Annotated in this window: 14 protein-coding genes; 13 read left to right on the top strand and 1 reads right to left on the bottom strand. The window is 25.7% G+C overall.

Going from position 1 to position 16737, the window contains the following annotated elements; all coding sequences use genetic code 11:
* Window positions 1–19 precede the first annotated feature (19 nt).
* Entirely contained in the window at window positions 20–1198 is a 1179-nt protein-coding gene (locus tag OMES3154_RS05115; RefSeq protein ID WP_156683713.1) for an MFS transporter, read from the top strand.
* Between the two features lie 42 nt (window positions 1199–1240).
* Here the strand turns inward: OMES3154_RS05115 and OMES3154_RS05110 are convergent, their stop codons facing one another.
* Window positions 1241–2566 (bottom strand): alanine/glycine:cation symporter family protein, encoded by a 1326-nt coding sequence (locus OMES3154_RS05110; RefSeq protein ID WP_156683712.1) that lies wholly within the window; start codon window positions 2564–2566, stop codon window positions 1241–1243.
* Window positions 2567–2691: 125 nt separating this feature from the next.
* Here OMES3154_RS05110 and OMES3154_RS05105 point away from each other — a divergent pair, with 125 nt between their 5' ends.
* The 12 genes from OMES3154_RS05105 (at window position 2692) to OMES3154_RS05050 (ending at window position 16706) form a co-directional block, all read left to right on the top strand.
* Window positions 2692–4389 carry an AAA family ATPase gene (locus OMES3154_RS05105; protein WP_156683711.1) on the top strand — a complete coding sequence of 566 codons (1698 nt, stop codon included), beginning with the start codon at window positions 2692–2694 and terminating at the stop codon, window positions 4387–4389.
* A gap of 137 nt (window positions 4390–4526) precedes the next feature.
* Window positions 4527–5657 carry a pyridoxal phosphate-dependent aminotransferase gene (locus OMES3154_RS05100; RefSeq protein ID WP_156683710.1) on the top strand — a complete coding sequence of 377 codons (1131 nt, stop codon included), beginning with the start codon at window positions 4527–4529 and terminating at the stop codon, window positions 5655–5657.
* Between the two features lies 1 nt (window position 5658).
* On the top strand, window positions 5659–6117 hold the full coding sequence (locus OMES3154_RS05095) for a DUF441 domain-containing protein (protein WP_156683709.1): 459 nt from the start codon (window positions 5659–5661) through the stop codon (window positions 6115–6117).
* Between the two features lie 41 nt (window positions 6118–6158).
* On the top strand, window positions 6159–6461 hold the full coding sequence (locus tag OMES3154_RS05090; protein ID WP_156683708.1) for a hypothetical protein: 303 nt from the start codon (window positions 6159–6161) through the stop codon (window positions 6459–6461).
* Window positions 6462–6800: 339 nt separating this feature from the next.
* Complete coding sequence (locus tag OMES3154_RS05085; RefSeq protein WP_156683707.1) at window positions 6801–8522, top strand: DUF2207 domain-containing protein; 1722 nt, start codon at window positions 6801–6803, stop codon at window positions 8520–8522.
* A 59-nt stretch (window positions 8523–8581) separates the two neighbouring features.
* Window positions 8582–9952 (top strand): asparagine--tRNA ligase, encoded by a 1371-nt coding sequence (gene asnS / locus OMES3154_RS05080; protein WP_156683706.1) that lies wholly within the window; start codon window positions 8582–8584, stop codon window positions 9950–9952.
* 8 nt (window positions 9953–9960) lie between these two features.
* The gene (locus OMES3154_RS05075) at window positions 9961–10659 is read left to right on the top strand and encodes a tetratricopeptide repeat protein (protein ID WP_156683705.1); all 699 of its coding nucleotides are present in this window, start codon (window positions 9961–9963) and stop codon (window positions 10657–10659) included.
* Between the two features lie 7 nt (window positions 10660–10666).
* Entirely contained in the window at window positions 10667–11497 is an 831-nt protein-coding gene (locus OMES3154_RS05070) for a DNA-processing protein DprA (RefSeq protein WP_156683704.1), read from the top strand.
* Complete coding sequence (topA, locus tag OMES3154_RS05065; protein WP_156683703.1) at window positions 11494–13716, top strand: type I DNA topoisomerase; 2223 nt, start codon at window positions 11494–11496, stop codon at window positions 13714–13716. The genes OMES3154_RS05070 and topA overlap by 4 nt, the downstream gene beginning before the upstream one ends.
* Window positions 13716–14612, top strand: a complete 897-nt coding sequence (gene xerA, locus OMES3154_RS05060) for a site-specific tyrosine recombinase/integron integrase (protein WP_156683702.1) — start codon at window positions 13716–13718, stop codon at window positions 14610–14612. Before topA ends, xerA begins: the two co-directional genes overlap by 1 nt.
* A gap of 17 nt (window positions 14613–14629) precedes the next feature.
* Window positions 14630–15910 carry a hemolysin family protein gene (locus OMES3154_RS05055; RefSeq protein ID WP_156683701.1) on the top strand — a complete coding sequence of 427 codons (1281 nt, stop codon included), beginning with the start codon at window positions 14630–14632 and terminating at the stop codon, window positions 15908–15910.
* Window positions 15903–16706 (top strand): Cof-type HAD-IIB family hydrolase, encoded by an 804-nt coding sequence (locus tag OMES3154_RS05050; RefSeq protein WP_156683700.1) that lies wholly within the window; start codon window positions 15903–15905, stop codon window positions 16704–16706. Before OMES3154_RS05055 ends, OMES3154_RS05050 begins: the two co-directional genes overlap by 8 nt.
* Window positions 16707–16737 lie beyond the last annotated feature (31 nt).

Below are 16737 nucleotides of genomic sequence, written 5' to 3'. Positions count from 1 at the left end.
ATAATAAGGGGAAAAAAGAATGGAAAAAAAATTAAATAAAAATATTTATAAAAACTATATTTTCTGGTTTTTAATAAATTTTAGTTTAACTCACGCTGTTTGGGTTTTATATTTAGCAGCAAAAGGTTTTTCTTTATTTCAAATAGGAATAATGGAAACAATATATCATATAACGTCATTTACTATGGAAATTCCAACAGGGGCTATTGCTGATATATACGGCAGAAAAACATCAAGAACACTAGGTAGAGTATTATATTTGGTAAGTTTACTTTTAATGTTATCTAGTAATAATATAGAAATTATATCCTTAAGTTTTGTATTTAGTGCATTAGGTAATAATCTAGAATCAGGTGCAGGGGAAGCTTTAGTATATGATAGTTTAAAAGAATTAAAAAAAGAGGATAAATACATTAAAATTCAATCAAATAGTGAAATGATTTTACAAGTAGCAAGAGCAGTATCGCTACTATTAGGTGGGTATTTAGCAAATATTTCATATACTTTAACCTACCAAATTGCAGCAGTAGTAACAGTTATTTCTATTTTACAAAGTATGATGTTTACAGAACCTAGCATAGGTAAAGTAGATAGAGAAATTAATGTGTATAAAACATTTAAAAAGCAATTTTTAGATAGTATTAGCGTAGTTAAAAATGATACAAGAATTAGTGTAATAATAATTTGTATAGAATTAGTTGCCTCATTTGCAATAACAAGCTTTTACTATAGTCAAAATTTACTAAAAATTGAAGGGTATAATAACTTTGAAATAGGGATAGTTCTAGCAGCTATAGGTATTTTAACAGGTATCTTTGTATTACTTACATCTAAATTAGAAAAAACATTTGGTATTAGAAATTTACTGATATTTTTACCATTTATATATGTAATAGGATTTATTCTAATATCTATAAATAGTCTAACAATCTTAGGGATGATTATAGTAAATATTAATGAGAGTGCAATATTTGTAGTATCTAGTAATTACTTAAATTCATTAATTCCTAGTAAGCAAAGAGCAACTGTATTATCTTTTCAAAGTATGTTTTTTAGCTTAGCTATGATAGTGGTATTCCCTGTAGTAGGAAAAATAGGAGATCTATTTAGTTTAAATGTTTCTTACCAATTATTAGCGTTAGTAGCATTTATAATTCAGATACTATTTATTAATTTACTAAGAAAAAAGATTAATTAAAAAATTCAAAAAAAAGGGGCAAGATAAAACTTGCCTTTTTAACTATTTTACTAACTTATATAAAACTAAAAGTGCTATTAAATTTGGGAATGCCATTAATCCATTAAATAAATCTGATAAGTTCCAAACAAGATCTACTTTGGCATAAGAACCTAAAAGAATAAAGATAATAACAATTATTGTATATATATTTATTGCCTTATGCCCAAATAAGTATTTAATATTTGATAATCCAAAATAATACCAACCAATTATTGTAGATAGTGCAAAGAAAAATAAACAAATTGCAATAAATAATCCACCGAAACTACCTAGTGTAGATTTAAAAGCTAATTGAGTTAAAGCAATACCAGAAGCACTATTTTCAGTTAAGTTTACATTTATAAGAATTACTAGCGCTGTACAAGTTAATACAACAAAGGTATCAATAAAAACTGTAATTATAGCAACAGCCCCTTGATCACTTGGATTTTTAACTTTCGCTACAGCATGAGCATGTGGAGTTGATCCCATACCAGCCTCATTAGAAAATAAACCTCTTGCAACCCCATATCTAACTGCTTGTTTTATGGTAATTCCCATAGCTCCCCCTACAACAGCTGATGGATTAAATGCTCCTACGATAATCATTTTAAAAGCTGGGAGTACATGACTTATATTCACTAATATAATAATTAAAGAAGTTATAACATATAGTCCTGCCATTATGGGAACAACTTTTTCAGTAAATGATGCAATTCTTTTAGTTCCACCAAAGAAAATAAATCCTGAAATAACAGCTATTATTATACCAACAAAAATAGGTGATATTGGAAATTCATTACTAAAAGCTGCAGCTATTGAATTAGATTGAACAGCATTTCCCATAAAAGATAATGCTAATATACATAAAACGCTAAAAGCTGCTGCTAAAATAGAACTAAACTTATTATTTCCCAACCCTTCACTTATATAAAATGCAGGGCCTCCTATAAGTTCGCCATCAATCTTTTTTTTATATATCTGGCCAAGTACAGCTTCTGCATAAACTGTAGCCATTCCAAAAAATGCACTTAGCCACATCCAAAATATAGCACCAGGACCACCTGCTGTAATAGCTGTTGCTGCCCCTGCTAGATTTCCAGTACCAACTTGTGCTGCTACTGCAGTAGCAAGAGATTGAAATGAACTCATACCATCTTTTTCAACCTTTTCTCCATTTAGATTAGCTCCTTTTACAACTCTTAAAAATCCTTCTTTGAATTTTTTTATTTGTACAAGTTTTAATTTAATAGTATAAAAAATTCCAGTCCCTATAAGCAAAAATATGAGAATAGAGTTCCATACAAAGTCGCTAATATTTGTAATAAATAAATTTAATTCGTTCATAAAACCTCCTAATTAATATTTGATAGTATAGTAGCATATATTTTATTTGTAGTATATAAAAAAATGATAAAAAAAATTTTTTATTGTATAATATATTAAAATATAGTAGAGAGGAGTTAGTTAGAGTGATAGATATAAATTTTAAAACTGGTATGCATATACAAAAGATTGGTAATGACACTTTCTATATAGATAAAACAATGATAATTGATGAGTTAATTGATAAAGATGGAATTAGAGAAAAAGAAGTTGTACTAGTCACAAGACCTAGAAGGTTTGGTAAAAGTGTTGCACTTCAAACTATAGACTATTTTTTTAATATTGAGTCTAAGGATAGGGCATGTGAATTTTTTTCTGATAAAAAAATTGCTAAGACTGATAAAATCAAATTCCTAGGTACAAGACCTATCATATATTTGGATTTTAAAAATCCTGGTGTTACTGATTTTAATGAATTATTGCAATCAATCATATATACTTTTGATGATGAAATTGATAAATTTATCTTAAATCCTAATATAGATGATATTACAAAAAAAGAATTATTAGAGATTAAAGAAAATATATACAAAGATGAACCAACAGCTAATATAGTTCAAGATCTATTGTCATATTTCATAGACTTATACTATTATACCTACAAAATAGAACCTATTGTTTTAATAGATGAATATGATAGCTTTGTTTTAGAAATGTTAAATCATGAAGATATTGATAAAGTTATTTCATTTTATAGAACATTTTTTGGTAGAGCATTAAAAGGGAATAGAAATTTACATTTTGCAGTATTAGCTGGAGTTACAGAACTTACTAAAAACTCAGTATTTTCTGCAATGAATAATGTATATATTTCAAATGTACTAGATTCACCTAATATGCCATTTACTTCCTACTTTGGATTTACACAAGATGAAATTGATCCATATATTAAGTTACTAGATTTAGAATCTGAAAGAGAAAGACTTAAAAATTACTTTGATGGCTATAAAATAGGAGGATTAGAGTTATATAATCCTGATTCTATTTCAAAAACATTTGATGAATTAAAACTTAATAAAAATACACCACTCTCTTTTAAGTGGGTAGAAACAGGCTCACAAAATTTATTAACACATATATTAGAAAAAAGATTTGATAAAAAGCAATTATCAGAAGAACTTTTAAGTTTAATAGATAAAAAAGAAATAGAGATATCTATAGATAAAGAGTTTAATATTGATAAACTAAATAAAGAGGAAGCCTTTTATACTTTCTTACTTTATGCAGGTTATTTAACAGCAACTAAAAAAGAAAATGATAAAGCAGCAGTTGTTATTCCAAATGTTGAAGTACAAGATGAAATTATTAGATTAACTACTAGAATATTAAATGATGGTAGCGATGAAAACTATATTGACACAAAAAAAGCATTTTCTACTTTAAACATACCAGATATGGAAAAGCAAACAAAAAAACTATTTAAAGATGTTTATCATTATGATATTAAAAATGATGAAAAAACATATAGAAATTCTTTGGCAGTTTTAATAAACCTATTAGGGGTATATACAGTTAAAACAGAACAAAATGTAAGTAATGGAAGATTAGATATAGCGCTTATTCCATTTAAATCAGAAAATAGGAGGTCAGTTCTTTTAGAACTTAAAGTAGCTAGAACAGAAAAAGATATAGAGAAAAAACACAAAGAAGCACTAGAACAAATTAAAAGAAAAGAGTATGTAACATACTTTAATGAAAATCAGCAAAAAGACATGATAGCCCTTACAGTTGTATTTAATGGTTATGATGTTAGTATAAAAGATGTAAGTGATGTAATATATTAAGTAATTAAGAATGTTTTATAAATAAGACATTCTTTTTTAGTACCTGGAGTGTTAATATTTCATTGATAAAATATGAAAATAATGATAGAATTAGTTAAGTATTATTAAATTAATTTATTTATAAGAAAAGAGGAACAATGAGAGAAGTAGTTAAAAAATTAGAAGTTTCTAAAATAAGACAAATAGCAATAAAAATGAGAAGTTTTGATGATGGAATTAATTTTACAATAGGTGAGCCTAGTCAAGATGTGCCGCAAGTTATAAAAGATGAAATGATAAATAGAATTAAAACTCAAAAATTAGGATATACTGCAACAGGAGGTATGCCAGAATTAAGAAAAGAAATTCCAATGTATTACAACAAGCTATATATGTCAAACTATAATGAAAAAGAATGTATAGTTACAGTTGGTGCAACTGAGGGTATAGCTGTTTTTTCTCGTAGTGTATTAACTGATGGTGATGAGGTTATAATTCCACTTCCAGCATATCCAGGATATGAACCTAATATACTAATGGAAGGTGCGAAACCTGTATATATAGATACAGAATCAAATGGTTTTAGAGTAACATCTGATATGATAGAAAAGCATATAACTGATAAAACTCGTGCAATCATACTAACATACCCAAATAATCCAACAGGATTAGTATTAGGATTAGATGAAATGGATAAAATAGTAGATTTATTAAAAAGATATCCTAATATACAACTTTTATGTGATGAAATATATGCTCAATTATCATTTGAAAAATTTAATTCATTTGCTAGATATACTGATATGAAAGATAGAATAACAATTATTAGCGGATTTTCTAAATCTCACTCAATGACAGGTTATAGAATTGGATATATGTTAAGTAGTGAAGAAAATATTAAGAACTATGTTAAAGTTAGCCAATATACAACAACAGGTATAGCTACAGTTTCTCAATATGGAGCAATAGTTGCTATGAATAAATGCTTAGATAGAAGTGATGTTGTTAGTGAAAATAAAAAAAGAGTAGAATATATGGCAGAAAAATTAACAGAACTTGGCTTTGATGTAATAAAACCTGCTGGTGCTTTTTACTTATTTGCATCGTATAAAAAGTTATCTAGTAAAAACTCAGTAGATTTTTGTGAAGAGATACTAGAAAATACACATGTTGGAATTGTTCCAGGAATTTGTTTTAATGTAGAAAATCATGTTAGATTATCAGTAACACACAATAAAGAAGTTTTAGATGAAGCTATAAGAAGAATTGCTAAATATTTAGGGGAATAAAATGGAAAGTTACATATTTTTATTCCTAATAGCTTTAATTGGCTTTGTTAGTAAAAATAAGATAGTAATGTATGCAGCTATTAGTTTAATAATATTAAAACTTATACCTAATAGTAATGAATTTTTACCAAGCATTAGATCAAAAGGCTTAAAGTTAGGAATCTTTATAATAACCCTTGCAATTTTAGTACCTATTGCAACATCTGAAGTTGGACTAAAAGAAATACCACTAACACTAAAAAGTAAAGAAGGAATAATTGCAATACTAGTAGGTATGTTTGCAGCTTATGTAGCTACTAAGGGAATACACTTACAGCAAATTGAACCACAAATAGTTGTATTTGTATCATTAGGTGTAGTAGCTGGAGTTGTATTTATAGGAGGATCTGCAGTTGGTCCAATTGTTGCTAGCGGACTTACATATATTGTTTTAAAGATAATAGAATATATTACAAACTAAGTTATTAGAATTTATCTAATAACTTTTTTTAAAGGAGAAAAATGATAAAAATATATATTTACCATAATAAAAAAGACTATAAATATTATTTGATGCTGAAAATAAAGTTATCTAAAAACTATGATATTGTAGATGATATAGATAAAGCAGACTTTATTATTGTAATGTTTTCAAAGAATTTAGAAATTGAATTAAAAGACATTTTAAAGCCATATTTAGTAGTTTATGCAAATAATACAGATATTAAATTAAAAAAATTAGGTCAATTTAAAAATATTCATATATTTATAAATGATATAAGAATAATAGAAAAGTGGATTGAAAATCAGACGACTTATCTTTAATTAGAAATGGTTTTAGATAAAGGGAGGAGTAAGAAATTAAGGTAGTAATATCTATTGATAAAGATATAAAAGAAACAGAAATTACTATAAAGACAAAAAAAGACTTAATCTCTTTATTAGAACAAGATAGAATAAGTAAAATTAAAGTTAGATTTTAAAAGTATATTAAATTATTTAGCATTAGCTATAAATAGAAAAGAAGTATTTAAAATAAATAATTTATTAAAAAAGAGAAAATAACAACTATAATATGAAGGTAGGAGAAAGACCTATCTTCTTTTATTTTGACAAAATGTAGTATAAATTGTAGAATATAAAAAAAGTTAAAAAGGTGGGTATATGAAAAAAATAGTATATTTTTTACTTATATTTATATCTAGTTTAACTTACTCTGAATATATAGAAAATATGGATGTTAAAGTTTCATTAAATAATGATAAAAGTGTTCATATAAAAAAGATAATAGAATATAATCCAGAAGACGAGTTAAGACATGGAATAAAATTAGATATAATATATGATAATACCGATTCAATATTAGGGTATAATAAATTAGGAATAAAAAATTTTAAGTCAAACACAAATGGTTTTACTATAAAACATAATAGATACAATACATATGTATTAGGTGATAAAAATAAATACCTAGAAAAAAATAAAATAAAAAAATATGTGCTTGAGTATGATATATATAATATAGTGAGAACAGATGGTAAATTAAGTCAAATATACTTAAATGCTGTAGGTAATTTTTGGTCTATGCCTATTAAAAATGTTAATGTGGATTTATACTTTAGCTCTAATCAAATAAATGATTTAAAAGTATATACAGGTCCATATAAGGCTAACACAAATAATTATATAGTAAATAATAATAATATAAGAAATAAGGATAAGTTTTTAGAAGGTGAAGGATTAACCTTTTTATTAAATCTAAATTCTCCAACATTTACAAAGTATGATAGAACTTTAAACATACTAAAAACATATGAAAATATTAAGTATAATATTGGTATATTTGTAATAGTAATAATACTAATAATACTTATGATTTTAAAAATAAAAAGTGAAAAAAGTAGACTTGTAATAAAACCAGAGTTTAGAATAGATGAAAAAATAAGTCCAGAACTAGCAAAAAAAATAGCAAATAATACTAATTATAGTACTTTAACCATAGTTTTCATGTCTTTAATAACAAAAGGAATTTTAGATAAAAAAGATAAATATGAAGAAGTAGAATATGTGAAAAGTTTAAACGAAAAAAATGAAAATGTCTTTTTAGAAGATGAAAAATGGGTTTATGATAAGGAAAAAATCTTCTATATAAAAGATGAATATATGGAATTTGAAAAATTAGAGAATATATCCCCTAGTGAAAAACTAGCTTTAAATAGTTTTAGTAAATATAGTGAAGATATTTTTAAAAGCATTAAAAATACAGCTAGGCTAAGTGAATCACTAGATAATTTAATTGATAAAATTTATGAAAAAAATATAGCTAAAAAAAATATATCATATAGAATAATTACAATACTTTTAGCTTTTATCACCATATTATTTAATATCTTTAGTACAGAGGTACTTGATTATATAAGTATATTTATACTGCTTATTAGCTTTCTTATTTCTTTTTACCTTAGTTCTAAAATTGAGACAAAAACAAGTGAAGGTATAAAAGTATATCAAAATATATTAGGATATATAATGTTTTATGAAAATGTAGAAAAAAATATATTTGATGAATTTAATACTGAAAAAGACGTAATAAATCATGCCAAAAAAATGTTGCCATATATGATAGCAATAGGGCTTACTACAAAATTTTTAAATGATTTAGATAAAAAATTAATAAGCTTTAATAAGGATATTAAATATGCATATCCATATATATATTATCCATACATTTATAATCTTTCGTATATAGATAATAGAATAAAAGAGGATATATTTAAAAATACAAAGTTAGAAAATAAAAATATAAGACACAGTAATTCAGGTAACTTTTCAAGCTCTGGATTTTCAGGTGGAGGATTTTCTGGAGGCGGTGGAAGTAGCTGGTGATATACATAATGTAGAATTTATGATATAATATTTAATTAAAACAAAATTTAGGAGGAAAAATGGAATTAAGAATCTTAGCAAAAGAAATTTCTAAATATGAAGATAAAACAGTAAAATTAGAAGGTTGGGTAAAGAAAAATAGAGACCAAAAAGAATTTGGATTTATAGAATTTAATGATGGTACAGCTTTTAATCCTATACAAGTTGTTTATGATAAACAGTTAGATAACTTTACAGAAGTTTCTAAGTTAAATGTTTACTCATCAATAATAGTAGAAGGGAAATTGGTAAAATCAATAGGTAGTGGACAAAATTATGAAATAAAAGCAAACAAAATAGAAGTGTTAAATAAAACACCGCTTGAGTATCCACTTCAAAATAAAAGACATAGTTTTGAATATTTAAGAACAATATCACATCTAAGACCTAGAACAAATACATTTAATGCTGTATTTAGAGTTAGATCAATATTAGCTTATGCACTACACAAATTTTTCCAAGAAAAAGGCTTTATATATGTACATACTCCAATAATAACTGGAACTGATGCTGAAGGTGCTGGAGAAATGTTCCAAATAACAACATTAGACTTTATGAACAAGAATAAAAAGTTAGACTATAAAGATGATTTCTTTGCAAAACCTGCATTTTTAACAGTTACAGGTCAATTACATGTTGAATCATTCAACTCAGCTTTTAGAAACACATATACATTTGGACCAACATTTAGAGCAGAAAACTCAAATACAACAAAACATGCTGCTGAATTCTGGATGTTAGAACCAGAAATTGCATTTGCAAATTTAGAAGTAAACATGGATATTATAGAAGAAATGATAAAATATGTAATAAAATATGTTTATGATAATGCTAAAGATGAAATGGATTTTTTTGATAAATTTATCGAAAAAGGATTACATGATAAATTAAATAATATTTTAGATAATGGTTTTGCAAGAGTTACATATACAGAAGCAATAAAATTATTACAAGAATCAAAAAATAAATTTGAAATAGATGTTGAATGGGGAATGGATTTAAAAACTGAACACGAAAGATATTTAGCAGAACAAATATTTAAAAGACCAGTTTTTGTAACTGATTATCCAAAAGACATAAAAGCATTCTATATGAAATTAAATGACGATAATAAGACAGTAAGAGCTGTTGACTTATTAGCTCCAGGTATAGGAGAAATAGTAGGTGGATCACAAAGAGAAGAAGACTACGATAAATTAATGAAAGTAATAAATGAAAAAGGATTAAATTACGCTGAATACGAATGGTATTTAGATTTAAGAAAATATGGATCAGTACCGCATTCAGGATTTGGTCTAGGATTTGAAAGAATTCTAATGTATATTACAGGAATACCAAATATTAGAGATGTAATACCTTTTGCTAGAACAACAAGACAACTAGAATACTAGGAGAAAAAATGAAAAAAATTAGTTTGATTTTTTCGCTTCTACTATCCTTATTTAGTTTTTCTAATTTTTTAGATGATTTAACTAATATAGATAAATTAATGCAAAAAAATGAGTATGAAAAAGCATATGAAATTGCAATGAACGTAGATAAAACAGAATTAACAGAGGACAATATACTAATACTAGATTCTATTTTACAAACTATAGAAGAAAAACTACCCCAAAAAGATGAAAATGTAGAAGTAAAAAAAATTGAAGATAAAGATAAAAAAGTAAATTTACCAGTAAGTCCCGTTGTATACCAAAAAGACAAAGAAACTTTCTATAAGTTAAATGAATATGAAGAGCAAATATTGATTGAACCTGATTCTATGATAATAAATGAATTAGCTAGGTACTATATAAGATTAGGGCTTATAGAAAGAGCAGCAAATATATCTGAAAAAGACCCAAGTGAAGATATAGAAAATCTTTTTATAGCAGCAACTGCTAGAAGAATGATGGGAGATTATGATAAAGCAATAGCTCTTTATGAAAAAGTATTAAATAAAGATAGCAGTGTATATAAAGCGTACTTAGGAATAGCTATATCCTATAAGCAAAAAGAAGATTTCTACAGAGCTAGTAGAAATTTAAAAAAATATGCAAGCTATGTTAATTCCCCAGAAATATTAAAACAAATCGAAGAATTAGAAACCCTAGAATAGAGGATGTATGAAATGGGAAGATTTAATTTGTTCAAAATTAAGTGAAGACCAAATAAGAGCTTTAATGCTTGAAAATAGTAGTGTAGATGAATTATTACAAAAGCAACATCTATACAAAGATAAAATAAAATATGAATTAGAATATGCGTATAAAAATAGTTTTAAAATAGAAGATAAACCGTATAAGATAATGTCATATATGGATAGTAATTATCCAAAGTATTTAAAAGAAATTTCTGATTTTCCACCATATCTTTACTATATTGGAAATGAAATAAATATTGAAAATATAGTAACGGTAAGTGGGACACGTATTAATAGCCAAATAGGTAAAATTAGTACAGAAAAAATAGTTGATGAATTATCAAATTATGAAGGAGTTTCTATCGTAAATGGAGTTTCAAATGGTATTGATACAATTGCTGTAAAAAGGGCAATTAGCAAAAATATACCTGTAATAGCAGTTATACCCACAAATATTTTATCATTTTATCCTTATGAAAATACATATTTAAAGGATTTAATATGTGAAAATGGGTGTATAATTAGTGAAATTCCAATTGAAAAGAGAATAAAAAAAGAAGATTTTATTAAAAGAAATAGAATAATAGTAGGGCTAAGTCGAGCAGTGTGTATAACAGAATCATATATTAAAGGAAAATCAAATATTTTAGTAAACTATGCCCTAGAATATGAAAGAGAAATCTATGCAATTCCTGGGAGTATTTTAAATAAATCGAGTGAATTATGTAATAAACTAATAATGGAAAATAAGGCAAAACTTGTATTATCAGCAGATGATATTGCAAGTGAATATGCTTGGAGGAAGTTAAAGTGAAAAAAAATTTAGTAATAGTAGAATCCCCATCAAAAGCTAAAACTATAGAAAAGATTTTAGGTAAAAGCTATAAAGTTAAAGCTTCTTTTGGTCATTTAGTAGACTTACCTAAAACAAGCTTAGGTATAGATATTGAAAATGGATTTAAACCTAAATATACTACAATTAAAGGGAAAGGGCCTATACTAGCAGAATTAAAAAAAGAAGCTAAAAAATCTGATGTTATATATCTTGCATCCGATTTAGATAGAGAGGGAGAAGCAATAGCTTGGCATATATCAAATGCTATTAAAGAAAATGAAAAAATAAGAAGAATAGTATTTAATGAAATAACAGCTACTGCTATAAAAAAAGCTATAAAAGAACCAAGAGATATTGATATAAATTTAGTGGATTCTCAGCAAGCAAGAAGATTATTAGATAGATTAGTAGGATATGAAATAAGTCCACTACTTTGGAGAACTGTAAATAAAAATGCAAGTGCAGGTAGAGTTCAGTCGGTAAGTTTAAAAATAATATGTGATTTGGAAGATGAAATAAAAAACTTTACACCAGAAGAATACAGAGAATTTTCAGTTCTTTTAAAAAATGGTATAGAACTTAAATTATCAAAAGTAGATAATAAAAAAGTAGATAAAATATTTGATAAAAATTTTAATGTTGATTTAGATAAATACTTATTAGCAACTAGCGTTGAGATTAAAAATAAATCTCAAAGACCACCTATGGTATTTAAAACAAGTACATTACAACAACTAGCTTCTTCGTATTTAGGTTTTAGTGCATCTAAAACTATGAGAATAGCGCAGCAACTATATGAAGGACTTGATATTGCAGGAGTTACAAAAGGTTTAATTACCTATATGAGAACAGACTCAGTAAGAGTTTCAGGTGAAGCTATGAAAGAAGCTAAAGAGTATATAGAAAATAATTATGGTAAAGAGTATGTAGGTAAATATGTATTTAATAATAAAAAAGGGAGTCAAGATGCCCATGAAGGTATAAGACCATCTTATTTAGAATTAGAGCCTGATAAAATAGCAGGATATTTAAGTCGTGATCAATATAAGCTATATACACTAATTTGGAAAAGATTTATATGTTCTCAATTTGCTGATATGAAATATGAACAATTACAAATAACAGCTAATGATAAAAACCTGGAATTTAGTGGAACAGTAAATAAGGTAGTATTTGATGGTTACTATAAATATCAAAAAGACGAAGAGGATATTAAAACTAGTGATTTACCAGATATTAAAAAAGATGATAAATTAGAAATTGAAAAATTAAATGTAAAAGATGGTATAACAAAAGCTCCAAGTAGATTTACTGAAGCTAGCTTAGTAAAAAAACTAGAAAGCTTGGGTATTGGAAGACCATCAACATATGCTAATATAATAGATACATTAGTTAATAAAGAATATGTGACAAAAGAGGATAAAAAATTAGTACCTAGCATTTTAGGGTACGAAGTAAAAAATGAATTAGTATCAAACTTTTCAAATATTATGAATACTGAATTTACAAGTGAAATGGAATCTGATTTAGATGAAATAGCAGATGGTAAAAAAACATATATTAATGTATTAGAAAAGTATTATGAAAATATAGAAAATGATGTTAATAAATACAAAAAAGAAATTGATAAGCTAAAAGATAGAATAATATTATCAGATGTACTAGATAAAAATGGGAAAGCCATGATTTTAAAATCTGGTAGATTTGGAAAATATTTAATATCTACAACTAATGAGGATGAAAAGTTATCACTAAAAGCAGTTGAAGTTAGTAATGATGAAATAAATGCAGGTAAAGTATTTGTTAAAGATAAATTAGAAAAAGTATTAAAAGAAAAAAATGGGCACAAAACAGATTACACAGAAAATGGTGTAGAATTTCTATTAAAAAAAGGAAGATTTGGCGAATATCTTGAAAGTAAGAATTATGAGACTGATAATATACGAAAATCTTTAAGTGCTAGTATAAGAAATCTTCTAAAAAAAGGGGAAGTAAAAATTATAGATGATAAATATATCCTAAAAGATTTAATAGAAAAAGAAATAAAAAGTGATAGTGCTCTATTAAAAGCTATTGGTAAATGTGAAAAATGTTCGTCAGACTTTACTATAAAAAAAGGTAGATATGGTAAGTTTTTTGCATGTAGTAATTATCCAAATTGTAATAATATAAAAAATATAAAAAAAGGTAAAAAATAATGGAAAAGTTATTAAATGATTTTCTTTACTACAATGAGGTAATATTAGGAAAAAGCCCAAATACAATTAGATCATATAAAAATGATTTATCTCAGTTAATAGAATATCTAGGTAATAATGAAGGTATAGTTAGTTTTAATGAAGTAGAGCTAATGACCTTAAGATCATATATAGCTTATCTGAGTTATTCTAAAAAGTCATCGAAAAGAACGATAAATAGAAAAATATCAGCGATTAGAAGTTTTTTTGATTACTTAGTAAGTGTTGATAAATTAGAAGAAAACATTGCAATTTATGTGAATACACCTAAGTTTGAGAATAAGTTACCTAATTATTTAACTAAAGAAGATATGGAAAAACTAAGAGAGGTCATTAGTCTAGATTCAATAATAGGACTAAGAGATCGAGCTATAATTGAACTTTTATATAGTAGTGGCTTAAGAAGTTTTGAGTTACTTGATTTAGTAGAGACTACAATAGATTTTAAAAATAGGGAATTAAGAGTAATAGGAAAAGGGAATAAAGAAAGAATAACCTTTTTTAGTGTAACTGCTAAAAAATATTTAGAGGAGTATATAGGAGTAAAAAAGGCAAATAATAAATATAATAAAGATATATTATTTTCAAATGCAAGAGGTGGGAAGTTAACTACAAGATCTTTAAGAAGAATAATAGAAGCTTATTCACTAAAAAGTGGAATACAAAAAGAAGTATCACCGCATACATTTAGACATAGCTTTGCAACAGAATTATTAAACAGTGGAGTTGATATTAGATATGTTCAAGAACTATTAGGACACCAAAGTATAGCAACCACACAGTTTTATACACATGTAAGTAAGAAAAAATTAAGAGATATGTATTTAAAAACACATCCTTTTGCAAATGAAGAATAAAAATAAATGGAGGAAAAATGGACATTTTACCGCAGCTTAGTTTAATAGTTATATTAGTACTAGTAAACGCGTTCTTTTCTTGTTCTGAAATAGCTATTGTTTCAGTAAACAAGACTAAATTAATACCACTTATAGAGGAAAATAATCAAAAGGCAATTAAATTGCAAAAAATGATAGATTCTCCTAGTAAGTTATTATCAACAATACAAGTAGCAATAACATTAGCAGGTTTTTTTGCATCAGCATCAGCTGCTGTTAGTTTATCAGAACATTTAAGTAAAGTTTTAGATAAATTAAATATTGCTTATTCTAGTCAAATTTCGTTAGTAGTTATCACCTTACTACTTTCATATATTACATTAGTTTTTGGAGAATTGGTTCCAAAAAGAATAGGACTTCAAAATCCGCTTAAAATATCATTAAAAGTTGTAGGAATATTAAATTTAATATCTATAATATTTACACCACTAATTGCTGTTCTTACATACTCAACTAACTTTGTAATATTTATACTAAGATTAAATAATAAAAATGAATCAGAGGATTTAAGTAGAGAAGAAATGAAAGCTGTATTAAATACAGGAGATTTACAAGAAACAGAAAAAGAGATACTTGAAAATGTTATAGAGTTTGATGAAAAATCAGCAAGAGAGGTAATGATACCAAGACCAAATGTAATGGCAGTACAAAGTGACAAAACACTAAGTGAAATACTAAAAATTGAAGATATAACAAGATATTCTAGAGTACCTGTTTATGAGGAAGATTTAGATGATATAGTGGGTGTATTACATCTAAAAGATTTATTACTAATAGATGATAAAAATATTTTAGTTAAAGAAGTATTAAAAAAAGCCTTTTTTGTACCAGAAACTAAAAAAATTAGTTCTTTATTTTCTGAAATGAAAAAAAATAATAATCACCTAGCTATACTAATTGATGAGTATGGTGGTATGAGTGGAATAGTTACTATGGAAGATTTATTAGAAGAAATAGTAGGAGATATTCACGATGAATATGATAAGGAAAACCTAGACATTACAGAAATTTCTAAACAAAAATATTTAGTAAATGGTGAAGTATCAATTCATGATTTTAATGACTATTTTGATACTGACTTATCATCAGAGTATTATGACTCTATAGCTGGTCTTTTAATTGAAAAAATTGGATTTATACCAAAAGAAAATGATAAAATTGATGATATAGTTATAGATAATATGGAATTTAAAATTCAAAAAGCTAGAAATAGAAGAATAGAAAAAATTATAGTTAGCATAAGGAGAGAAGATGTATAAGCTAATAGCAACTGATATGGATGGAACACTAGTCAATAGTAAAAGAGAGATAAGTCAAAACAATATAGATATGATAATAAAAGCGCAAAAAGAAAAAGGAGTTAAATTTGTATTAGCTAGTGGTAGAGTAGAAGAAGCTATGATAAATCAAGCTAAACTTTTAAAATTAGATCAATATGGAGGATATATTTTATCATATAATGGTTCTAGAATAATTGAGTGTAAATCAAATGAAGTAATATATAATAAATCAATTTCAAGAGATGAAATAAAAGAATTACTAGAAATATCAAATAAATATGATGTAGCTTTAGTTACATATATAGATGGACTTTTATACTATAATAAGGAACATAAATATGTAGATGAGGAAGAAAAAATAACAACATTTACTAAACATAAATATGAAACTATTGATGATATTAAGGTATCTACTGTTGGAAAATGTATGTTTATAGGTGATGTTGATAAATTAGCTAAACTTATGGAATATTTAAAAGGAATCTATAAAGATAAATTCTATATTACTTTATCTAGTCCATATTTTTTAGAAATACTAAACAAAGATGTTAGTAAAGGAAGAAGTCTAAAAAAATTATGTGAAATATTAGGTATAGATATAAAAGATATGATAGCCTGTGGAGATTCATATAATGATAGTGATATGCTAGAAGTAGCAGGACTTTCAGTTGCAGCCAAAAATGCAGTACAAGATATTAAAGATATTGCAGATTATGTATCTGTAACAAATGATGAAGGTGTATTAGCAGATGTAATAAATAAGTATGTAATATAGGCTTTTAGGGCCTATTTACTTTATAAGGAGA

The sequence above is a fragment of the Oceanivirga miroungae genome, assembly GCF_902505095.1.
Lineage (GTDB): Bacteria > Fusobacteriota > Fusobacteriia > Fusobacteriales > Leptotrichiaceae > Oceanivirga > Oceanivirga miroungae.
This window is presented reverse-complemented; position numbering and strand designations above follow the sequence as displayed.